This window comes from Planomicrobium soli (assembly GCF_003014655.1).
Classification (GTDB): domain Bacteria; phylum Bacillota; class Bacilli; order Bacillales_A; family Planococcaceae; genus Planococcus; species Planococcus soli_B.
This window is the reverse complement of sequence record NZ_PYAT01000001.1, coordinates 55,086-78,239: the sequence shown is the minus strand read 5'-3', so window position 1 is coordinate 78,239 and position 23,154 is coordinate 55,086. Positions and strand designations below refer to the sequence as shown.

General features: G+C 42.9%; 21 protein-coding genes. 18 read left to right on the top strand and 3 right to left on the bottom strand.

From position 1 onward, the window contains the following. Positions 1-110 precede the first annotated feature (110 nt). Positions 111-1,472, top strand: coding sequence for a S8 family peptidase (locus B0H99_RS00330; protein ID WP_106531631.1), 1,362 nt, complete (start codon positions 111-113; stop codon positions 1,470-1,472). Positions 1,473-1,712: 240 nt separating this feature from the next. Next, on the top strand, positions 1,713-2,696 hold the full coding sequence (locus B0H99_RS00325) for a ketoacyl-ACP synthase III (protein WP_106531630.1): 984 nt from the start codon (positions 1,713-1,715) through the stop codon (positions 2,694-2,696). 407 nt (positions 2,697-3,103) lie between these two features. Here the strand turns inward: B0H99_RS00325 and B0H99_RS00320 are convergent, their stop codons facing one another. From B0H99_RS00320 to B0H99_RS00310, 3 genes are read right to left on the bottom strand one after another with little or no spacing between them, the layout of a single operon-like run. Beyond that, positions 3,104-3,556, bottom strand: coding sequence for a hypothetical protein (locus B0H99_RS00320; RefSeq protein WP_106531629.1), 453 nt, complete (start codon positions 3,554-3,556; stop codon positions 3,104-3,106). After that, positions 3,540-4,364, bottom strand: a complete 825-nt coding sequence (locus B0H99_RS00315; protein WP_106531628.1) for a DUF3100 domain-containing protein — start codon at positions 4,362-4,364, stop codon at positions 3,540-3,542. The genes B0H99_RS00320 and B0H99_RS00315 overlap by 17 nt, the downstream gene beginning before the upstream one ends. Positions 4,365-4,399: 35 nt before the next feature. After that, entirely contained in the window at positions 4,400-5,602 is a 1,203-nt protein-coding gene (locus tag B0H99_RS00310) for a M20 family metallopeptidase (protein ID WP_106531627.1), read from the bottom strand. Between the two features lie 254 nt (positions 5,603-5,856). Between B0H99_RS00310 and B0H99_RS00305 the strand changes: the two genes are divergently transcribed. The 16 genes from B0H99_RS00305 (at position 5,857) to B0H99_RS00230 (ending at position 23,132) form a co-directional block, all read left to right on the top strand. Further along, positions 5,857-6,726, top strand: coding sequence for an HD domain-containing protein (locus B0H99_RS00305; RefSeq protein WP_106531626.1), 870 nt, complete (start codon positions 5,857-5,859; stop codon positions 6,724-6,726). Positions 6,727-6,822: 96 nt separating this feature from the next. Further along, positions 6,823-7,815: a macro domain-containing protein gene (locus B0H99_RS00300; RefSeq protein ID WP_106531625.1), complete on the top strand. Its 993-nt coding sequence runs from the start codon at positions 6,823-6,825 to the stop codon at positions 7,813-7,815. An 83-nt stretch (positions 7,816-7,898) separates the two neighbouring features. Continuing rightward, complete coding sequence (locus B0H99_RS00295; RefSeq protein ID WP_106531624.1) at positions 7,899-8,546, top strand: vWA domain-containing protein; 648 nt, start codon at positions 7,899-7,901, stop codon at positions 8,544-8,546. A gap of 225 nt (positions 8,547-8,771) precedes the next feature. Beyond that, positions 8,772-9,758, top strand: a complete 987-nt coding sequence (locus B0H99_RS00290; protein ID WP_106531623.1) for an aldo/keto reductase — start codon at positions 8,772-8,774, stop codon at positions 9,756-9,758. A 93-nt stretch (positions 9,759-9,851) separates the two neighbouring features. Next, positions 9,852-10,799 carry an L-lactate dehydrogenase gene (locus B0H99_RS00285; protein ID WP_106531622.1) on the top strand — a complete coding sequence of 316 codons (948 nt, stop codon included), beginning with the start codon at positions 9,852-9,854 and terminating at the stop codon, positions 10,797-10,799. A 113-nt stretch (positions 10,800-10,912) separates the two neighbouring features. Continuing rightward, positions 10,913-11,932 carry a M28 family metallopeptidase gene (locus B0H99_RS00280; RefSeq protein WP_106531621.1) on the top strand — a complete coding sequence of 340 codons (1,020 nt, stop codon included), beginning with the start codon at positions 10,913-10,915 and terminating at the stop codon, positions 11,930-11,932. A 234-nt stretch (positions 11,933-12,166) separates the two neighbouring features. Then, complete coding sequence (locus B0H99_RS00275) at positions 12,167-12,658, top strand: DUF1648 domain-containing protein (RefSeq protein WP_106531620.1); 492 nt, start codon at positions 12,167-12,169, stop codon at positions 12,656-12,658. A 159-nt stretch (positions 12,659-12,817) separates the two neighbouring features. Further along, entirely contained in the window at positions 12,818-13,414 is a 597-nt protein-coding gene (locus B0H99_RS00270) for a TetR/AcrR family transcriptional regulator (protein WP_106531619.1), read from the top strand. Positions 13,415-13,619: 205 nt separating this feature from the next. Beyond that, complete coding sequence (locus B0H99_RS00265; protein ID WP_106531618.1) at positions 13,620-13,817, top strand: hypothetical protein; 198 nt, start codon at positions 13,620-13,622, stop codon at positions 13,815-13,817. A gap of 417 nt (positions 13,818-14,234) precedes the next feature. Then, the gene (locus B0H99_RS00260; RefSeq protein ID WP_106531617.1) at positions 14,235-15,722 is read left to right on the top strand and encodes a PTS mannitol transporter subunit IIBC; all 1,488 of its coding nucleotides are present in this window, start codon (positions 14,235-14,237) and stop codon (positions 15,720-15,722) included. 110 nt (positions 15,723-15,832) lie between these two features. Next, positions 15,833-16,270, top strand: a complete 438-nt coding sequence (locus B0H99_RS00255) for a PTS mannitol transporter subunit IIA (protein WP_106531616.1) — start codon at positions 15,833-15,835, stop codon at positions 16,268-16,270. Further along, positions 16,271-17,422, top strand: coding sequence for a mannitol-1-phosphate 5-dehydrogenase (locus B0H99_RS00250; RefSeq protein WP_106531615.1), 1,152 nt, complete (start codon positions 16,271-16,273; stop codon positions 17,420-17,422). Between the two features lie 337 nt (positions 17,423-17,759). Beyond that, positions 17,760-19,481: an adenine deaminase gene (ade, locus tag B0H99_RS00245; RefSeq protein WP_106531614.1), complete on the top strand. Its 1,722-nt coding sequence runs from the start codon at positions 17,760-17,762 to the stop codon at positions 19,479-19,481. 579 nt (positions 19,482-20,060) lie between these two features. Continuing rightward, positions 20,061-21,332: an extracellular solute-binding protein gene (locus B0H99_RS00240; protein ID WP_106531613.1), complete on the top strand. Its 1,272-nt coding sequence runs from the start codon at positions 20,061-20,063 to the stop codon at positions 21,330-21,332. Between the two features lie 79 nt (positions 21,333-21,411). Then, on the top strand, positions 21,412-22,290 hold the full coding sequence (locus B0H99_RS00235; RefSeq protein ID WP_106532004.1) for a carbohydrate ABC transporter permease: 879 nt from the start codon (positions 21,412-21,414) through the stop codon (positions 22,288-22,290). Between the two features lie 11 nt (positions 22,291-22,301). Then, a complete protein-coding gene (locus B0H99_RS00230) occupies positions 22,302-23,132 on the top strand; it encodes a carbohydrate ABC transporter permease (RefSeq protein ID WP_106531612.1) in 831 nt (276 codons plus the stop codon). The last annotated feature ends 22 nt before the right edge of the window (positions 23,133-23,154 follow it).

Below are 23,154 nucleotides of genomic sequence, written 5' to 3'. Positions count from 1 at the left end.
ATAAAATTTTTGGGAATAGCAAAAGCGTTTACAATAAATGGAATGACAGAATTGACAAATGGAAAATTTTAAATAGAATGAAAAATGAAACTATTTTAAGGGGGATTCCAATGCCGATTAAAAAGAAATTAGCAGCAGGAACATTTGCTTTAGCATTTGGTGCAGCATCACTTTTAGGCAGTACGGTGAGCGCAGCAGAGACGGAAGCTAAAAAAGAAGATTATGTAGTTGTGTTCAAAAATCAGAACAGTTTGCCGAGTGGCTATGAAAATGTTCTCGCAAATGCAGGCGGAGAAGTCAAAACCAAGTTGGCTAAGTTGGGGGCAGTTGAAGTCTCTTCTGTGAACCCAAACTTTCTTGAAGAGGTCAAAAAATCTCCAGTCGTCCTCGATGTTGATGTGGAGAAAGTGGTTTACCCTGAAACTCCTGCGGTAGCAGCCGATGCTCCATTAGAAGCTATCGCAGCTGGGGCGGATTTGTACAATGCTTACCAGTGGGATATAAAACAAGTGACTAACAACGGCGCATCTTGGGAACTTCCTGGCGGAACAGGTAAGTCGGTCGATGGCAAGGACATTGTAGTAGCGGTAGTTGATACAGGAATTGACTATAACCACCCCGACCTAAAAGACAATTATGCATATGGCAAATCATTTGTGCCAGGATATCCGGATGCGATGGACCAAAATAGCCACGGTACACACGTGGCTGGCGCGATAGCTGCAAACGGCCGGACAATGGGAGTTGGACCAGATCTGAAAGTAGCCGCATATCGTGTGTTCGGACCGACTGGCGGTGCATCAACTGCACATATTGCAGAAGCCTTGAGAACTGCAGCAGATGACAATGTGGATGTTGTGAACATGTCTTTGGGCGGCTATGACTGGCTGCAAGATCCAGAACAGGAAACAAAAGATGTGGCTGCTGACATGCGTCTGTTCAACCGGGCAATCCAATATGCTATTCAAAAAGGCGTAACTGTTGTCGGATCTGCCGGCAATAATGGAATCGATATCACTAGCCCAGGCAGAATTTCCGGAGACGACAAAGGGGCTACTCATCGAAGCCCGAGCAGCCAGACGCTAATCCGAGTTTCTGCTGGCGGCGCGAATAAAAATCTAGCTTTCTACTCGAATTATGGAGTAGGAAAAATTGATGTTATGGCACCAGGCGGAGACTTAGGGCCGAACTATAACTCTGCAACCGGAGCGGGCCGAGATAATTCCTACTTGGCGTATGCAACTGTTCCGGGCGGCGGCTACGGCTATAAAGGCGGAACGTCTATGGCAGCCCCGAAAGTGGCAGGACTGGCAGGCGTTATTATTGCCCAGCACGGGAAAGATAAATTAAACCCTGCACAAGTAAAACACATCATCCAATCTTCTTCAGAGGACATTTTCAAACCTGGCTATGATGCACAATCAGGTTTTGGATTGATCAACGCTTTTGATGCATTAGAAAAGCGTCAGTAATATTTTTAAACACTTTCAATGGCCTACCGGCTGTATGGAAGTGTTTTTTTGTGCTTTTTTAGATAATGGTTAAGGTCTCTTTTTTATTTTTTAACTATTGAATGTGAAGGCAGAAAATAAGTTTCTTCTATTATATAAGGTTCAAACCCAATCCAACTGGTGACTAAACTAAAGTTTTTAGTACCTAATGCTAATAGTTGGTGGTAGAATAGAGTGAGTATGTTTAAAGGGGCGATAGTTATGAACACTTCAAAAGCAAAGATTACAGCCATTGGTTCGTACGTGCCGGAAAAAAGGTTAACAAATCACCGCTTAGAAGAATTAGTGGATACAAATGACGAATGGATTGTTCAGCGGACCGGAATAAAAGAGCGCCGGATTGCGGAGGATCATGAACATACAAGTGACATTAGTGTGAAAGCTGTAGAGAATTTAATGGAACGTTACCAAAAATCGGTTGAGGATGTCGATATGATTATCGTCTGTACCATGACTCCAGACTTCAAGACACCGAGTGTAGCTGCGTTAGTACAAGCGAAGCTTGGGATAAAAAATACAGGCGCAATCGATTTGAATGCGGCCTGTGCTGGTTTTACCTATGGACTTCATGTAGCAAATGGAATGGTAACTGCCGGTTTAAATAAAAAAGTATTGGTGATTGGAGCGGAAACTTTTTCTAAAATCATTGATTATAGCGACCGTTCTACATGTATATTATTTGGTGACGGTGGAGGAGCAGTCCTGGTGGAATTCGACGAACAGCAGCCAAGCTTTATCGCTTCCCATATGGCTACTGATGGAATGCTAGGGAAAAATTTATATTGTACGGATCTTTCCAAGATGATGTTTGGGGAAGAACTTCCTGTTAATGGATTTATTGCCCAAAATGGGCGTGAAGTATACAAATGGGCTGTCAATACTGTGCCAAAAGGAATGGCAGCCTTAATGGGAAAAACCGATTTTGAGATGCAGGATGTAAATTGGTTCGTCCCGCACAGCGCAAATCTGCGTATTATCGAATCAATCTGCAGCAGAAGTAAAATATCGCTTGAACAGGCTATATATAGCCTCGAATATTTCGGTAACACGTCTGCGGCAACCATCCCATTATCGTTGGATAAAGGAGTGGAGGAAGGTAAGATCCAGACAGGCGATAAGCTGTTGCTGTACGGATTCGGCGGGGGATTGACCCAGGCTGGACTACTTATCAATTGGTCCCTTTAAGCATATACTATATGGATTGCGGTTTTTGAGTATAGGACAGCATTCATATTAAAAAATCAAATTCGTTTTATATGAGCGGGATGGCCAGTCGCCCATTATCTAAAAAGTAGTATGGAGGAGCAAGTTGTTCGGTGAACGAAAAATCGTTCAATGCGTCAACGGTCCGAAGAAATTAGTCTGGCGGAACGAGTTCGTCTATGAGTAAAGGACCGGCACGAGCCGAAGACCCTGGACAGAGCGAAGCGAAGGAAGCGGCTTAGGCCGTGCCCGCGGAAAGCGTCCGCCTGGAGCGAAATGAAAAAAGCTGCCGAGAGTTTCTCGACAGCCTGAAAAAGTTCCATAAAAAAAGACCTTCTATATAGAAGGTCTTTTTTTATGGAACTTTTTGAAAGTGAGCGAAAATCTATTTAAATGATGCCTTGCATGCGCAAGACCACTTCTGCAATAAGGGCAGAACCGAGAAAAGTGCCGAGCAGAACAAACATGCCTACCACAATCGTTTTCCAGCCCAGTTGGACAAAGTCATACCAAGAACGGCCGATCGACACACCTGCATAAGCCAAAATTGGCGTCGCGATTGCTAAAAGGTTGACCTGTGCTGTCCATGCAACAATTTGTTCAGAACCCGGTACTCCCGGGAGCGTCAAAACAAGGCCGATAATCCCGATATAGGCGATGCTTGGAATCTGGAACGGCAGAAGCCTATGGATAATCAACCCGGCCAAACTGATTCCGATCAAAGCCGCTAGACCGGGTATGGAGTCAAGCGGCATTACATCATAGCCAACCCAATTGCCCACCATCATGATAGCGCCAATGATAAGAAAAACAAGTATCCACTCTTTAAGGTTTTTTAACATATCCTACGCTCCCTTTGACTTTAGCTTCTTTTCTTCTAGATAAGATTTCATATAGTTTTATTGTTACCGGCAAGCCGACAAAGATACTCATGTACAACCCTGTTACTGATGAAATCAAGTTGCTGACGCCTGAAAAAGCGGTCAGTTGTTCACTCATATCGGGATATGCGGCAACAAGAGGGCCGAGCGCCGCCGCTGCCATACTTCCGCTGCCGACGCCTGTGGCCATCGCAAACGATAATGGATGAAGTGGTGTGACAGTAGCCAGAAATCCTGAAATCAAACCGATGAAAATCGATCCGAATACTGTACCGAAGATGTACATTGCCATGACACCACGGCCTTCAGGCGAAGACAAACCAAATTTGTCGGTAATCAATGCAAGATTGGCTTCACGTCCGATGGAGTGGGTCATTCCAATGCTTTCACGTTTAATTCCTAAAAAGACAGCGATTGGAAGGGCCAAAAAGATAGTGCCTAGATTTCCAAGCTCCTGAAGCAATAGGGCTGGACCCGCTTCAATAATTTGCGATATCGCCGGACCTGCGTTTACACCGAATTTAGCGATTAAGACAGATACCGACAAAAAGACCAGCGGTTCTGCATTGATGGACTGCTTTTCCTTGACGAGCGGCGTAAAGTAAAGAGCTAGTCCGATAATGACAGCGTACAGCATAGGCAATAGGAGAATAACTCCTGGCCCTAAAGGAATCGAATGGACTCCGATAGATTCTGTAACAATAACTATAGCAAGCACCACTAGATGGAGGCGCCAATCCTTCCAAAGCTTTTGAGTTTGTTCAGCCACTTTTCATCTACCCCTTTTAGTGAAATTCTTCCGTATTATCGAGCGGCATTTTCTGGTGTTTTTTCTGCCGTTTTCATATAGTTCAAAGCAGCTGAACCCAACACTTTCGCTGCCACTAAAAGTGCGCGTTCGTCGATATCGAATTTTGGATGGTGATGAGGATATGAGTCTTCTGCATCCGGATTTTTTGCCCCAGTGAAGAAAAACGTCCCTTTGACCCTTTGGAGGTAATAGGAAAAATCTTCTCCGCCCATGATCGGTTCGGTTTCTTTTACCGTTTCAACACCAGGAATGCTCTTAGCAAGCTCCGCTACAAAATCCGTCTCTTCTTTATGATTTACCGTCGTTGGATAGCCGCGCATATACGAGTATTCATAATTTGCGCCAGAAGCATAGCACGTTCCTTCAATAATGCGTTCAATTTCCTTTTCGATAAACGTTCGGACTTCCTCTTTGAACGTCCGGACCGTCCCTGTCATAGAAGCGGAATCAGCAATAACGTTATACGGATTTTTAGCTTCAAAATTGCAGACAGACACTACGGCTGACTCAAGCGGATCAACCCGGCGGCTGACAATTTGCTGCAAGGCACCGATCAGTTGACCGCCAATGACGATGCTGTCTTTCGTTTCATGCGGGTTGGCGCCATGGCCGCCTTTCCCTAAAATCTTGATATCAAAGCGGTCTGGAGCGGCTTGAAGCGGACCTGAGCGATAGCCAATTTCACCAAGCGGCATCTGAGCTTGCAAATGCGTGCCGAAAATTACATCGACACCTTCAAGGCAACCGTCTTCAATCATTGCAACTGCACCTCCTGGCGGCAATTCTTCCGCATGCTGATGCAGAAACAAAACCGTTCCCTCAATTTCCGATTTCATGCTGTTCAATACTTTGGCAAGGCCGAGTAAAGTAGCGGTATGGCCATCATGCCCGCATGCATGCATAACTCCATCGTTTTGTGATTTGAAGGGCAAGTCGGTTTGTTCTTGTATAGGCAACGCGTCAAAATCTGCGCGAAGCGCTACGGTAGGTCCTGGCTTATCTCCTTTCAAATACGCAAGGACGCCATGGCCGCCGACATCCGAACGGACTTCATGCCCTAATTTTCTGTGGAAATCCGAAATATATTTTGCGGTATGTACTTCTTGGAAACTCAGTTCAGGATGCTGGTGGAGATAACGCCGAATTTCAACAATCTCTTCATAAACATCATCTAATCCGTTGAATAATTGGTTCACGCTCGAACACTCCCTTTAGTAGACTAAAATATAATTTTCACATTAGCATAAATATTCAGACGTGTACATATAGGTTTGGTAATAAAGTAAATTGTTATAGAACTTTAAACTGCCGGTGCGTAAGGAAAACTAATATATAAGAATTTCATAATTTTTATAGCGTAAAAGGTTTGCGAACCCTCTGTCTTTTTACGGACTTAACCATCTATATGCTACAATTATTTACAATAAAATGTCCTCAAGAGGCCTTGACCATGAACCGATTAATTGAAAAGGCGATTCAGTTCGCTGCACTCAAGCATGCAGGACAAACGCGGAAATCGACAAACATTCCGTACATCTCTCATCCATTTGCAGTAGCGATGATGCTGAAAGATGCAAAACAGCGCGATGAAGTGATAATTGCGGGATTGCTTCATGATACTTTAGAAGACACCGATACGAATGCAGAGGAAGTGAAAACGTTATTTGGAGAAGAGATTTTAGACTTGGTCAAGGCTGCTTCAGAACCAAATAAATCCTTGCCATGGGAAGACAGGAAACAGCACACAATCGATTCTCTTTCAGTCCGTTCGAAAGAAGAACTTGCGCTGACCGTAGCCGATAAATTGCATAATTTGCGTTCTATCCAAGAAGAAGCCGAACAAACAGGCGAAGCTGTCTGGAATCGCTTCAACCGTGGGAAGCGCGAGCAGTCCTGGTATTATATGAGCCTTGTTCATGCGCTGAAGAATCTGAAAGAAGAAATTCCATTTATACAGGAGTTTGAAAAGGAAGTGTTCAAGTTGTTCGTTGGAGTCGAAAGAATGGCGAATTCAGAAATAGAACTCTTATTCAAATGTGCCTATTTAATAGATGAGATTGAAAAAGATGATTTGAAAAACCGAGGAATTGAGATGTTCACTGGAGAAGTTGTCGCAAGAAGCCAGTCTATAGTCCGAAATGAAGATTACCAAGCAATCAGGCCTTTATGGAATTTCCTGCATAAAAAAGGAATCGAATTCGAATGGAATGCGGAAGGGCCATTTCGGGTGCTGGCATTTTTAAGTGAGTTGAAATATCGGCTTGGCTGGTCAGATGAGGTTTTTTACAAATATTATCTGAAACACCATAAAAAACTATAGACAAGCAAAGTCACTTAGCAAGCAAGAAAGTATTCATAGGAAAGCGGAAGTAATTCCAATGTTATTGTAATAGTAAGCCGAAGGAGGCGGAAAACCATGCCAATAGAAATTATCCGCAACGATATCACAAAGATGAAAGTGGATGTAATTGTAAATGCTGCGAATTCTGGACTTCAAATGGGCGGGGGAGTGTGCGGCGCCATTTTTCAAGCGGCAGGCGCGAAAGAACTTCAGGCTGCATGCGATAAAATTGGCCATTGTCCGGTTGGCGGTGCAGTGATCACGGATGCTTACCGCTTGGACGCGAGATTCATCATCCATACGGTTGGACCTGTTTGGCGCGGAGGCAGCCAAAACGAAGAAGAGCTTTTGCGGGCGTGCTATGGAAACTCCTTAAGGCTCGCTTTGGAAAATGGGTGCGATTCGATTGCCTTCCCGCTCATTTCTTCCGGCATTTACGGTTACCCGAAAGAACAGGCACTTCACGTCGCCATATCCGAAATCAGCGCCTTTTTAATGGAACACGAAATACTCGTTTACATTGTTGTGTTTGATCAAAAAGCGTTTGGCTTGAGTGGGAAACTGTTCCATTCAATCCATCAATATATCGATGAGCATTACGTGGAAGAACAGAATCTGAAATTTTCCTATGGAGAACGGCGCATGGCTGAGATGCAGGCGGAATTGATGCCTCAAAGCCAGCTTGAAGCCCTGGAGGATCGGAGTCTGGAAGACCTTTTAGGACAAATCGAGGAATCGTTCTCTGAGCGCCTGTTCCGTTTTATCGATGAAAAGGGAATGACGGATGTGTCAACCTACAAAAAAGCGAATATCGACCGCAAACTTTTCCATAAAATCAAAAATTCATCCCACTACACGCCGCTGAAAAAGACCATTGTTGCTTTTGCCATCGCGCTTGAACTGAATCTTGATGAAACGAATGAGCTGCTCAATACTGCAGGCTATGTGTTGTCCAACAGCAATAAATTTGATGTTATTATTACCTACTTTATCGAGAGGGAAAATTACAATATTTTTGAAATAAACGAAGCGTTGTTTGCATTTGACCAAATGCTTTTAGGTGCGTAAATTGTCGCTTTCCAGGCGACCACCGGCATAGCCCGAAAAGTTATCCTTAAGGCAGCAAGAAACCACTTAAGGAGGAATACAAAATGGCAAACAGCAAAACAGAATTGGTTTTTATCCTGGATAAAAGCGGATCGATGGCGGGTCTGGAGGCGGACACAATTGGAGGCTTCAACGCGCTTCTTTCCAAACAAAAGCGTGAAGCAGGAGATGCAACAGTGACTACTGTGTTGTTCAATAACAATTACGAGCTTCTCCACGACCGTATTCCTGTAAGCAGTGTATCGCCGATCTCTGATAAGGAATACGAAGTGGGCGGCACGACGGCACTGCTTGACGCAATTGGTTCGACGATCCAAAAAATCGCCAATGCCCAAAAACGGACACGTGAAGAAGACCGCGCTGACAAGGTGATGTTCGTCATTACGACGGATGGCATGGAAAATGCCAGCAGCGAATACAACCACAATAAAATTAAATCGATGATCGCTAACCAAAAGGAAAAGTACAACTGGGAATTCATTTTTATGGGTGCGAATATCGATGCTGTTTCTACAGCCGAACAGTTTGGAATCAATGAGGAATTTGCGGTCAATTATCATGCCGATGAAAAAGGCACGGAATTGAACTATAAAGTCATGAGTGAAACGATCAGTTCGTTCCGAAAAGGCGAGAAGCTGGATCGCCATTGGAAGAAAGATATCGAAGCAGATTTTGAGGAGCGAAAAAAATAGGCCATACAACGAAAACCACATCGATAAAAGATGTGGTTTTTTTTTCAAGCAGGTTCAATAGAAGGAAACGGGGTATAGTAAGGAATGAATTTTATGGCCCGGAAATTACCAGATTTTAAGGTGAAGGAAAGCGCAAATTCGGAAGTCTTCATGAATTTTCTTAACAGCTATAAGCTAGCGGTTTTTAATTACCCATTAACTTTCAAGAAAAGAGAGTGATAAATAATGCTGACAAGAAAACTAGGATCTCAAGGACTTGAAGTATCAGCGATGGGCCTTGGTTGCATGGGCATGTCTGATTTTTACAGCGGCAGGGACGACAACGAATCGATCAAAACCATCCACTACGCGTTGGACCATGGGATAACGTTTTTGGATACCGCGGATATGTATGGTGTTGGCGCAAATGAAGAGCTAATTGGACGCGCCATCAAGGATCGCCGCAATAACGTCATCGTCGCAACAAAGTTCGGCAATGTCCGGGCGGAAGACGGCTCGTTTCTGGGCATTAACGGGCACCCGGATTACGTCAAGCAAGCATGCGAAGCCAGTCTTCGCCGCCTGGGGGTGAATCACATCGATTTGTATTATCAGCATCGGGTTGATCCAAACGTGCCCATTGAGGAAACGGTCGGTGCCATGAGTGATCTTGTGAAAGAAGGGAAAGTCCGCTTTCTTGGTTTATCGGAAGCTGGCGTTGAAACCATCCGGAAAGCGGCATCGATTCATCCGATTACCGCACTTCAGACTGAATATTCTCTTTGGAGCCGTGACGTGGAAGACGAAATTCTGCCGGCTGTCCGTGAACTCGGCATTGGGTTCGTGCCCTACAGCCCGCTCGGCAGAGGATTTTTAACTGGCCAAATCAAATCGTTCGATGATTTGGCTGCAGACGATTACCGCCGCTTCTCGCCGCGTTTTCAAGGCGAAAACTTTCAAAAGAACTTGGATCTAGTGAAGAAAGTGGAAGAACTGGCCAGTGGGAAAAATTGCCAGCCATCCCAGCTTGCGCTTGCCTGGCTGCTTGCACAAGACGAAGACATTGTCCCGATCCCCGGAACTAAGCGAATTTCCTATTTGGAGGAGAACCTGGATGCGCTCCATGTTGAATTGACGCAAGACGATTTGGACCGTATCAATAACATTGCGCCTAAGAACATAGCCGCTGGAACCCGATACCCCGAAGCCGGAATGAAAGGGGTCAACTTATAAATGGTTGCAGAAGAATTGAAAAGCATCGTCTTTGGCGATGCTTTTTTATAAGAAGAAATAGCAGATGTGTTTAAGGAAGGGAGCGAATTCTGTATGGAAAAACAAAGTGTCAATCGTGTCGTATTAATCGGTACCGGGGCAGTAGGGTGCAGTTACGCCTATTCTTGTATCAATCAAGGAGTTGCCGAAGAGCTGGTATTGATCGATGTGAATGAAAAAAGGGCGGAAGGGGAGGCGATGGACTTGAACCATGGCATTCCTTTTGCGCCATCTCCTGTCAATGTCTGGAGTGGAACTTACGCTGATTGTGATAAAGCTGATCTAGTCGTTATCACAGCTGGAGTAGCGCAAAAGCCCGGAGAAACCCGCTTAGACTTGCTGGCTAAAAACGCGGCAATTTTCAAAGATATCATTAGAAGTGTGATGGACAGCGGCTTTGACGGCATATTTCTCATTGCGACCAATCCAGTTGATATTTTAACATATGTGACATGGAAAGAATCAGGGCTCCCGGCAGAGCGTGTTATAGGTTCAGGAACAACGCTTGACTCGGCTCGTTTCCGCTATTTATTGGGGCAATATTTTCACGTCGATCCCCGGAATGTCCATGCAGCGATTATTGGAGAACATGGAGATACAGAATTGCCCGTATGGAGCCGCACAAATATCGGGCTCGATAGCATTGATTCCCTGCTTGCTAGAAACAAAGACTACAACCAAAAGGATTTAGATGAGATTTTTGTTAATGTGCGGGATGCAGCTTATCATGTTATTGAACGCAAAGGAGCCACTTACTACGGAATCGGCATGTCGCTAGTTCGGATTACCAATGCCATTTTAAGAAATGAAAACAGCATCTTGCCCGTATCGGTTTATTTGGATGGCCATTACGGGCATAGCGACGTTTTTATCGGTGCACCGGCTATCATCAACCGGTCAGGTATCAGGGAAGTGATGGAAATCGAGCTTAACCGTGTAGAGAAAGATCAATTTGACCACTCGGTGAAAATGCTGCGGGAAACAATGACTTCTATAGTCTGATAGATGAACGTATGTTGGTAGCCGAATGCAAACTAAATCGTTAATGGCATAAAAGCAAATGGGCCCTTCGATGGAAAAAAAGTTTTTCAGTGAATCTCCAAGGAGGAACTCCAATGAAAAGCAAATACATCGACCTGATCAAAGTCTTATCAAGCCAGGAGTTTGATGGACGAGCACCTGGAACTAGGGGGCATGACAAAGCAAGAGATCTGATTATTCGGCATTTTGATGCTCTTAAGTTGGATCCTTTAATGCCAACCGGCTGGATACAAGAATTTCCTGTGTCGGAAAGGATAAGAGGAGAAAACTTGTTGGCTATAAAAAAAGGGGAAAGTGAAGATTGGATCTTACTGGCCGCGCATTATGACCACTTTTCTGGCATACCGGGCGCTGATGACAATGCTGCTTCGGTGGGCATGGTATTGGATGCGGTTGAGGAGCTGCTCGAGCAAAACCTTGGTTTATCAATTGTCCTGGCTATTTTCGACTTGGAAGAACCTCCTTATTTTTTGACGGATCGGATGGGCAGCGTCTACTTCTATAATCATATGCCGCCTTCTCTTGACAGAAAAAATTTTAAAGGTGCGATAGTCCTCGATCTATGCGGCCACGATATAGCCATCAAAGGGCGGGAAGAATCACTCTTTGCTATAGGCGCTGATTCGAGTGCTTTGATGTCAGCGAGTATAAGCGAAGCGGCAGATGAAACCGATGGCCTCTTGGTTTACCGGATACAAGGCAGGGAGCGTTTGTATCTTTCGGACCATTATATATTTGATATCAATCACATGCCCAATATTTTTCTGTCTTGTGGCCACTGGCCGCATTACCATACACCGAAGGATACGTTTGACAGGCTCAACTTGACGAAAGTTGCCCGAATCGCTTCTTTTCTGCAACATTTTGTTAAAAAAGTGGATGAGAATAACATCAAGGATCCTCAGGTGTTAAATAGGTTCTCAAAAGAAGATGAGCTGAGAGAAATCAGCCGTTTGGTCGGCATGGAGATTCCGCCGATTCGGTCAATAGATCCCTTATTAGGTGTTTTAATGCATATTATTTCCAGAGAGAAAAAAAGTTCCCTCCGCACAGTTCGCTTTATTTTGAAGGTAATGCTGCAAGGGATGCGGTGAGCAATAGAGAAAGAAGCAAGTAATTAATAAAAGCCTTTGTTTAGATACAACAAAGGCTTTTTTATACGTTTAAGACTCGCTGTTATAGTAAATTATGCTTTTGCATCATTAAGCTCAGGACAGGATAAAACAAGCAATCGAAAAAAGGGCATTAAAAAAGTTTTCTGTTAGCTTTGCAAGGAGAAACTTTCTTTCCAGGTATTTCGTATAAAAGTGAGAAAGGGGAGGGGAGCCATGAAGAAACAGCCGAAAATAGACATACCGAAATCACGTTTGGAATGGATGTTAGATGCTGCAGCCCTAATCATCTTTGTTTTTGTCATAAGTTATTTAATCAGCAATTTTAATGCTTTGCCGGACCGTGTTCCAGGGCATTATAATGCGCTCGGCAAAGTAGATCGCTGGGGAGGAAAAGAGGAACTGTTTATTTTGCCTGCAATAGCAGTAGGAGTATGGATTTTGATGAGCACTCTTGAAAGGTTTCCTCATGTCTACAATTATATAAACTTGACTGAAAAAAACAGGTCAGCTCAATACAGAAATGGACGTTTAATGGTCAACGTCTTAAAAAATGAATGCGTCTTGCTGTTTAGTCTCCTTACTTACCAATCAATAAAAGTCGCAAATGGAGAAGCGGCGGGTTTAGGCAGCATATTTATGCCGTTGTTATTATTCTTTATATTCGGGAGTATGGCTTTGTTCTTTATCCGTATGGTGCGTTTATAAGATGCGGTAATCCACAGTTATCATTGTTATCCACAATGTCAAAAAGTTATCAACTTTTTTATAGTACAACTGTGTTAATAAAGAAAAATCACTAAAAAATATTTAATACGCTTGTATTAAATACTCTGAAAATTCCTATTATTGTGATAGAATAAAGTTATGCCTAAACTAATTGATTACGATGAACGTAAAGCAATGATTGCAGAAACTTTATGGAGAATTATGTTGGAACAAGGCATCGAAGGTGCGTCTGTGCGAAATATAGCGAAGGAGGCGGGATTATCGTTAGGATCGCTGCGTTATTATTTTCATTCACAAGAAGAGCTGATGAAGTATGCAAGAGAGTTGGTCTCGGAAAGAATAACACAAAGAGTAGATAAAATCTTCGCCAGCGACAAAAATCCGAATGAAAAAATTTTGGAGGTGCTATTAGAGCTATTGCCGCAAACAAGCAAATTAGGCCGGGAACCAAAAGTGAGACTGTTTTTCAAGACCTTAGCGGTTCAGCCTGAAAAGACTGCTGCGGTAGATCAAGATGGGGTGTATTTGGCAGTGAAAAATGTTATGTCGAATTTATTATTGCTAAATTTTATTAAAAAAAATCTGGATATTGGCATTGAAACCGAGCGGCTATACGCTCTCATCAATGGACTTGCATTAAATAGCCTTTTGAATCCGGACGAATTGTCAGCTCAAAGAGTAGAAGAGATCATTCTCGTGCATTTAAATTCTATATGCAAAGAAAGCGTTAAATAGCCGCCGAATGACCAGCGGCTTTTATTATACGAGATTTTTGTATATTTATTCATAGAAAAATATTGAATAAATATTTATGTTATGTTAACTTAAAATAGTTATACAAAGGTTTGAAAAGCATCAAAAAGTGGAAATGAGCAGTAATCTTAAATAATCTTTTAGGTTATATTAAGATAAACCTTATAATAAGAGAGGATGGGGTCAAATGAATATGGAGACGATTAAAGGTTCAAGCATGATTGTTAAAATGGCGCGTACATTAATGAGTGAAGGTTGGTCTTTTGTTCCGGATGAATTTGATGTAATTGTAAAAGCCGAGAATAAAGTTACTGGTGAGGAAATCTCTTTTCCTTCAATCGGAAATTTGAAAAAGTGGATGTATGAAAAGGCGTTGAGTTATTGAAATGTACTGCCTCATAAATATTAATACCGAATAAAACCGTCTTTTCGATTATGAAGAGACGGTTTTTATATTTCTTCCCCTAATTTTCATGAAATAAATATTAGTCGCTAAAATTAACGTATCCAACAGTTTAGCGGCCCTCCATAAATGCTTCTTTTTTGTAATTGATAATTCAGATAACTTTGAACACATTTTACTATCTCTATGATACTATCTATACAAAGAAACCAAATTGATTGAACGGCATTTTTGGTATTGAAAATCGGTTTCTTAATGTGAGAGCAGTTACGGAGAAAGGAGGGGAGCAAACCGGTTGCTGATGAAGTACACATAACTTTGTACTTTATTTACTTGTGAAAAGCGATCCGCTTTTAAAAATGGCATTTGCAATCATTTTATAGAAACGAGGGGAAAAATATGGCAGAAGCAACAACTCGCGCCAAGATCCAGCGTTTTGGGAGTTACTTGAGCGGAATGATTATGCCGAACATCGGTGCTTTTATCGCATGGGGTCTTATTACAGCTTTATTTATTCCAGACGGATGGTTTCCCAACGAAAAACTAGCCACGCTTGTTGGCCCGATGATCACATATCTATTGCCATTGTTAATCGGTTTTACGGGTGGCCGGCTGGTTTATGATTTCCGGGGCGGTGTACTTGGTGCGATCGCTACAATGGGGGTTATTGTTGGAGCGGAAATACCAATGTTCCTTGGTGCTATGATTATGGGGCCGTTAGCCGGTTTTGCGATGAAATTGGTTGACGGCGGGTTTCAGCATCGAATACGCCCAGGTTTTGAAATGCTCTATAATAATTTCTCCGCAGGTATTTTAGGCGCATTTCTTGCGGGGATCTCGGTTTATTTTGTCGGGCCATTGGTTAATGCTTTAACAAATGCTTTAGCATCTGGAGTTGAAGTGATTGTCAGCATGGGATTGCTCCCATTAGCGAGCATAATCATCGAGCCGGCAAAAATTTTGTTCCTGAACAACGCCATTAACCACGGAATTCTAAGCCCGCTTGGTGTGGAACAAGCAGCAAGTGCTGGGAAATCCGTCTTGTTCCTGCTTGAAAGTAATCCTGGGCCAGGCCTAGGGATCCTGCTTGCTTTTTCGGTTTTTGGAAAGGGTATATCAAAAAGTTCGGCGCCAGGAGCTGCTATCATTCAGTTTTTGGGCGGCATCCATGAAATTTACTTCCCGTATGTATTGATGAGACCAATGTTGCTTCTTGCAGTTATCGCTGGCGGTATCAGTGGAGTTTTCACGTTTACGCTATTTAATGCCGGACTAGTAGCTACTCCGTCGCCGGGCAGTATCTTTGCTTTGATGGCTTTGACTCCTCCAGGAAATTATCCGGGTGTCATTTTAGGGGTCGTCATTGCGGCAGCTGTTTCTTTTGCTATTGCTTCTGTTGTTTTAAAAACGAGCAAAGCAGAAGAGGAAGAAGATCTAACTGCTGCAGCTAACAGAATGCAAGAAATGAAAGGTAAGAAAAGCGATGCGACCGGTTATTTAACTCCACAGCCAGCTGCTGGTGTAATAGGGGACACAAGTGAAAAAAATCTTGCTTCCGATAACACACAAGCGGTGCAATCGGCTCCCGTAAGATCTGCGCACGAAATCAAAAAAGTCGTTTTCGCTTGTGATGCAGGAATGGGCTCTAGTGCGATGGGTGCTTCATTGCTCAGAAATAAATTCAAAAAAGCACAAATCGATATTCCGGTATCGAATACAGCGATAAACCAAATACCTGAAGATGCGGATGTAGTCGTAACTCATAAAGACTTGACGGACCGAGCAAAAGCGAAACTTCCGCAAGCTGAACATATTTCGGTGGAAAACTTTATGAATAGTCCGGAATACGACAAGTTAGCACAACGTTTGAAAGATCAGGGCGAATAAAGAAGTTTTCGATCAGTGGGGAGCTCTTCTCCACTGATTGTTAATTGAAGGATCTTATAGAAATCACCCCCCTCGAATAGTCAACTATACTTTTAATAGGAGTGATACAAATGGCAAAACCCGTATTAAGCAAAGAAAATATCAAATTGAATGTGGCTATACCGAACAAAAACGAAGCGATTCGTTACACCGGTGATATTCTTGTGCAGGGCGGCTATGTGGATGCAGGTTATATTGAGAAGATGTATGAGCGTGAACAAATGGCGACTACTTATATGGGAAATTATTTAGCAATTCCACATGGCACTGAAGACGCAAAACAAAATGTATTAGAAACCGGAATTTCGGTTGTTACTGTTCCAAATGGCGTTGACTTTGGAGATGGCAATATCGCGAAAATTTTAATCGGCATTGCAGGAAAAGGAGATGAACATTTAGGGATTCTCTCAAATATAGCCATCGTGTGTTCTGAAGAAGAAAACATTGATAAAATTCTCAATGCAACCTCAGAAGAAGAAATCATGGAACTTTTTAGCGAGGTGCAGTAAATGCAGGCAGTTCATTTTGGGGCGGGGAACATTGGCCGGGGATTTATCGGAGCACTTTTGCACCAGTCAGGCTATCAAACTCTTTTTTTGGATGTTAACGATACAGTGATTCAGGAACTGAACCAAAAACGTGAATACGAAGTGACGTTGGTCGGAACTGAACAAGAAATCATTTCCGTCAAAAACGTCAGCGGCCTTAACAGCAGTTCACATCCCGATGAGGCGATAGAGGCTATCAGTAAAGCCGACTTGGTTACAGCAGCAGTCGGTCCGAATGTCTTGGCACATATTGCGGAGCTGATTGCAGAAGGTCTTAAAGTTCGGATGCGAGTTAGCAAGGAACCTTTAAATGTAATTGCATGTGAAAATATGATAAACGGCAGTTCAATATTGAAAAAACACGTCTTTGAGTATTTGAATGAAGAAGAAAGGCAAGCAGCGGAACAGTCCATCGGTTTTCCTAACGCTGCGGTCGATCGGATTGTGCCCGACCAAAGGCCAGGGAACATTCTTGGTGTCGCGGTTGAACCTTATTATGAATGGGTTGTAGAACAAACGTCGATTAAAGGAGAGCGGCCGGAAGTCAAAGGCATTACGTATGTTGACGATTTGAATCCTTACATTGAGCGCAAATTATTTACAGTCAATACAGGACATGCGGTTCCGGCTTATTTAGGGCATTATAAGAAGTATTCAACCATCAACGAAGCAATGGGCGATGAGGAGATAAAAAAGGTCTTATATGGTGCCTTATCAGAAACCGGTGAAGTGGTTGTCCGCCAGCACAAATTCGACCAATCAGAACACGGCGAATATATCCGAAAAATTATTGAGCGTTTCAGTAACCCATATATTTCGGATTATGTGACTCGTGTAGCAAGAGGGCCGATCCGTAAACTTGGGCAGAATGACCGCTTGATCCGGCCAGCCAGCCTATATATTCAATTGACCGGAAAAGAACCCGTAAATTTAGCAACGGTCATTGCGGGTGTTTTGCTGTACGATAACGAACAAGACGATGAGGCAAGGCGCCTGCAGGATCAAATTGCGGAAAAAGGCTACGAGGCAACCTTGCAAAGTGTCTCGGGCTTAGCGGCTGGCGATCCGTTGATTGCGGCCGTTATGAAGCATGTAAATGTGATGAAACGATAGTCGGAAGGGTTTGGGCGCTGGATGTGCCTGAACCCTTTTTCTGCTGTTGCTAGAGGCTTAGCCTCTCCCAAGGCTTTATGCATGCAAACAAAAAAACGGATAATCGTAATCGCGTATTATTTCTACCCCATTAAAAACTCCTCTTATCATCCTTCCTTATGAACATTTCGCATCTTTTGATATCATAAAAAGAATAGTTAAGGTATGTTCAACCTTCCCTCTTTTCGTTAAGATGAGTCTAAGTAAAGGCAGTTGGCAGACGGTTTCTTCTTTACCTTGCGAGCAGATGATTCAAAAACCAAACAAAAGCTAAAAGGAACAAAGGAGAGATGAAGCCATGAAGAAAGAGCGACTAACTTCCCTCATTCAAGTATCAAACAAGCAAAAGCCAGCGGATATAGTCATCCGCAACGGACGCATTGTCAACGTTTTTACTAAAGAATTAACTTCGGGAGATATAGCGATTGCGGACGGGGTTATTGTTGGCATAGGGGATTATGAGGGCTTACAAGAAATTGATGCTAAAGGGCGTTTTGTTTCCCCTGGCTTGATCGATGCCCATGTCCATATCGAGTCTTCGATGGTTACGCCCCATCAGTTTTCTCAGATTGTTCTCCCGCACGGTATAACTACAGTTATTACAGATCCACATGAAATTGCGAATGTAGCAGGAATAAAAGGAATCGATTATATGCTTAGCGATTCGGAATCTGTCATGCTTGACGTTTTTGTCATGTTGCCTTCTTGTGTGCCGGCTACCGCTTTTGAAAATTCCGGAGCTTCGCTTTCGGCTGAAGAGCTAAAGCGCTTCATCAATCATGAAAGGGTCCTTGGAATCGCGGAAGTGATGGATTTTCCGGCTGTACTCCGTGCAGACAGCGAAATGCTCGATAAATTACTGCTAAGCCCTAAGCGGGATGGACATGCTGCAGGCTTGAAGGAAAACGACTTGAACGTATACCGGACTGCCGGCATTGCTACCGACCATGAATGCGTGACGAAAGAAGAAGTAGTTGAGAGGCTGCGCCGAGGCATGTATGTGATGCTGCGGGAAGGTTCGGTCGCAAAAAATTTGGATTCACTTTTGGCAGCCGTTACTGAAGCGAATGCCCACCGGTGTCTATTTTGTACGGACGATAAGCATCTGGATGATCTGATCGACGAAGGAAGCATCGATCACAATGTCCGGACCGCTATCCGTCGTGGCTTGCATCCGATCACTGCCATTTCAATGGCAAGTCTTAATGCAGCACAATGCTATGGGCTGCAGACAAAAGGCGCAGTTGCGCCGGGATATGATGCGGATTTGATCTTGCTTGATGATCTCGAGTCGTTTTCAATTTCGGAGGTATACAAAAAAGGGATTTTAGTAGGAAAAGATGGTATATATACTGGACCAGTAAGTCCAAGGGTTTTAATAGAAGAAGTGAAGGATTCTGTCCATATTGCATCTTATACAACAAAAAACTTCAACATCCAGATGGAGAAAAGCACAAAAGCAAATGTTATCGGCATCAATCCGAACAATTTGGTGACCGAACACTTGATTGAAGAGGTAGAAGTGGTAAATGGCCAATTTGTAGCTAGTGTGAAAAAGGATCTTCTTAAGATAGCGGTTATTGAGCGCCATCATGCAAGCGGCAATATTGGATTAGGCATAGTCAAGGGGATTGGGTTGGAAAAAGGGGCAATTGCTACAACAGTCGCCCACGATTCACATAACATTATTGTGACTGGAACAAATGATGAAGACATGTTAACTGCAGTAGAAACTCTTAAAAAGATGCAAGGAGGGCTTGTGGTTGTAGACGCTGGCAAAATATTGGCGGAATTGCCGCTGTCGGTCGCAGGGCTGATGTCCGAGGAGAATTTCCAATCGGTATACCAACAGATTAAAGCGGTTGATGCGGGTCTAATGAAGTTAGGTGCTCCAACACACTTTAATGCTTTTTTAACATTATCTTTTTTGTCATTGCCGGTGATTCCTCATCTTAAACTTACGGATTGCGGACTTTTTAATATGGCCAAATTTCAGCATATCGGTATTTCTGTCAGCTAGGAAAAGCAATTTTCATCTTAACTCAAAACCCTTGCAGTGGAACGTCTCGAGCGTTTCTGCTGCAAGGGTTTTTATTGTGAAAATCGTAAAGGGCCATTAAAGGAATGACTAATAACTTGAAGATAAAAAAATGATATTCAATTGGAACGTTTAATTCTGTCCTCTCAGGCTATTCAATTTACGACAGGAATAATTTGAAGGAAGAGAGATGCTTTAAAATAGGTTGATGTAAAAGACCACACTTGAAATTTTAACAATAAATCGCATCATTCGTGATTAAAAATGATGAGGTATTTGTTTTTGAAATCTTAAAGGATGAGACTTTCTGTTATTCGGCTTCTTAAGGAGTTTATTGGAATTCAACGGCAGGATGAAATACAGCCTGCCTGCTTAATAGGTCCTAGATAACTGACAGGATTTGATTGCCTATTTGCTTTGTGTTCCGAATTATTATAATATTGAGAAAATAACAACTTATTTCTCTGTAACTAAAGCCTAATCGAGAGGAGTTGAAGCTTTGAAAATTGCCTTGGCTAGTATTGATTGTAAGCGCCATTATTCTAAAAGGGGGCATCATTGATGAAAAGAAAATTGTTATTTTCTATTCTTTTAATCTTGGCAATGATAGTTAGCGCGTGCGGTGGGGGTTCTGGTTCAAGCGGCGAAAATGCGGATGGCAAAATAGTTATCAAGTATATTAACGGATTTACCGGCGGCGATGGTGAATTTATGAAAAAAATTACTAACGGCTTTAATGAATCGCAAGACAAATACGTGGTCGAAGAATCTCAGGAAAAAGACCATTATACAAAATTCAAGACAGGCAATTATGATCTAGTCTTGATTCATTCTGACAACTTGGAAACTTATCGGCAAGATAACATGATCCAAGATATCAGCAGTGTTATAGAGACTGCGGGCATCAGCCCTAACGATTTTCATCCTGTTGCAAAAGAGCAGGTAACATTTGAAAACGGAACTTTTGCAGTGCCTCTCGATATCCACCCTATGACGATGTTCTATAATAAAAAACTCTCTCCAGTAGCTCCAACCACTTATGAAGAAATGAAAACTTTGACAGACGAGCTGCAAGCGCAAGATCCGAATCTTTTCGCTACAGGAATTCCAAGCGCTGGCTTGGGGGAATGGTTTATCATGACGATGGCAGCGCAAAATGGCATTGATATGATCGATGGCAACCATGTGAACTTTGCACAGGCAGACCTGGCAGATGCGTTAATGAACTATAACGATATGATTTTCAAAGACAAAATTTCCCCGTCTGGACTTGGTTTGGATGGCGAATTCCAGGCGTTCATGAAACAGGTGGATGAGGGCGGCAGTTCGGTGCAGACGGCTACTGCTTTAACTGGACCATGGTATTACGGAGCAGTCAAGGAAGCCTATAATGATGATTTAGGAATTGCATCTGCTCCGACTTTAGGTAAGGAGCCGGGTGTTTACGGCGGAGGCCATACATTGGCGCTGCCGGCATCAGTACAAGATGACGAGAAAAAAGCAGGGATTGCGGAGTTCTTGAAATATATGTATACACCTGAAAATTTAATCAACTGGGCAGACAGCGGCCAGGCTCCTACTCATTTGGAAACTATGGAGTTGGTTGAACAAGATGCTGAAAAATATCCTTTGGCAGCGCAGAATATAAAGCAGTTTGATACGTTCCTAGGAGCTCCAAAGCTTTATCAATACCGCGAACAGATGCGTTATATGGTTGAAAATGTTTACCCGCAAGTCATAAAAGAAGGCATGACGAAAGAGAAGCTGATGTCAGAATTAGAAAAAGCTGCAGAACAAGCTAAGCAGATCGCAGACACAGCACCTCAACAATAATTACAAATTGGGAACGGCATTTCATTATACGAGAAATGGAATGCCGTTCTATTTAACTGACGGGGGTGTAAATGGAACTATGAAGATTTCGAGAACCTGGTCCTTGATCATGTATTTGCCTTTTTTAATTTGTTTTGTGTTGTTTTTAATTGTCCCTTTAGTGTATGGCCTTTACATTAGCCTTCATAACTGGAGCGTATTTGGCGGTAATGGGGGCTTTGTCGGCCTTGATAATTATATAGCCATCCTCACACCAGGGAATATCTATAGCACTGCATTTTACTTAGGTTTGAAAAATACCCTTATTTTTGTTGCAATCAGCGTTATTCCGCTAGTAATGATCAGTTTGGCGCTCGCTTTATTGGTGGATAGCATCCCAAATAAATTGAAAGTTTATTTCCGTACCATTTTCTTCATTTCCTACGCTGTTTCTGTGACCGCCGTGTCGGCCATTTTCAAATGGCTCTTTACCGGAAATGGAGGATACGTAAACAACGTAATGAATACGATGGGGCTAAGTTCAATCAACTGGCTGAATGAGCAGCCTTATGCATGGATAGCTATACTAGTCGCCACTGTCTGGTGGACAATCGGATTTAATATGATTTTGTTTATCAATGCATTAGATGAAGTCGATCAAACCATGTATGAAGCTTCCAGTTTGGATGGGGCAAATTGGTGGGAAAAATTCAGTTACATTACGTTTCCTTCCATTAAAGGAGTTTTTGTGTTCTTGACCATCATATCTGTTATTGCATCTTTTAATTTATATGGACAGACATTGCTGATTACAGCAGGAGGACCGGCGCAAAGTACGCAGTCTTTGATCATGATAATTCAGCAGATGGTCTTTAACCAGAATAATTTAGGGATCGGTTCTGCCATGGCAATCATTATGGGGATGATTATGATGGCGATAGTTGCAACTCAATATTTTTATTCGTTCCGTAAAGAATAAGGAGGAGAAACATGAAGAAATCAAAAACACAAACCGCAATCGTAGTTATAGTTGCGTCAATCATTGCCTTATTATTTCTGCTTCCTTTAATCTTTATGCTTTTCACTTCCTTCAAGGCTCTGGGCGAAGCCATGTCATCATCAGCGTTATTTCCAAAATCATGGACAGCAGAAAATTACGGAAGCATATTGGGCATCGGGGCTGAAGTCCCCGTATTGCGCTGGTTATTCAATACCGGATTGGTGACGCTAGCCGGAACTGCATTGGTCGTATTTGTGGATGTTCTTGCAGCATACTCTTTAGCACGGTTGAATTTGCCGGGGAAAAAGTTTTTTCTAAGCATCGTAGTTGCCGCGTTGACAGTGCCAGGCATAGTCACGTTATTCCCTGCTTTCTATCTTTTCCGGCAGTTTCAGCTGATCGATACGTATGCACCTTTGGTATTGATCTATTCGGCAAATACAATGGGCGTTTTTCTGATTTACAGCTTTTTAAGAGGGTTTCCGAAAGATTTGGAAGAAGCGGCATTTATCGATGGCGCTTCTGTGCTTCAGATATTGCGTTATGTGATATTCCCAGCAATCCGGCCTGTGGTCGCGACTTTGTCTGTGCTGACATTCCTGACAATTTACAATGATTTTTTGTGGCCATCGGTCGTTACGAGTTCGGATGAAATGAAAACAGTGACCGTAGGTGTAGCGAATCTTGTTCAAGGGGCGAACTTTGTCAATCCTGGGAGAATGATGGCGGCTACCTTGGTTGCCACTTTGCCCGCTTTGATCATTTTTGTTGCAGCCAATAGGTATTTCGTAAGAAGTGTTGTGAGTTCTGGCATCAAATAATACCAGGAAAAACAGAAAAGTT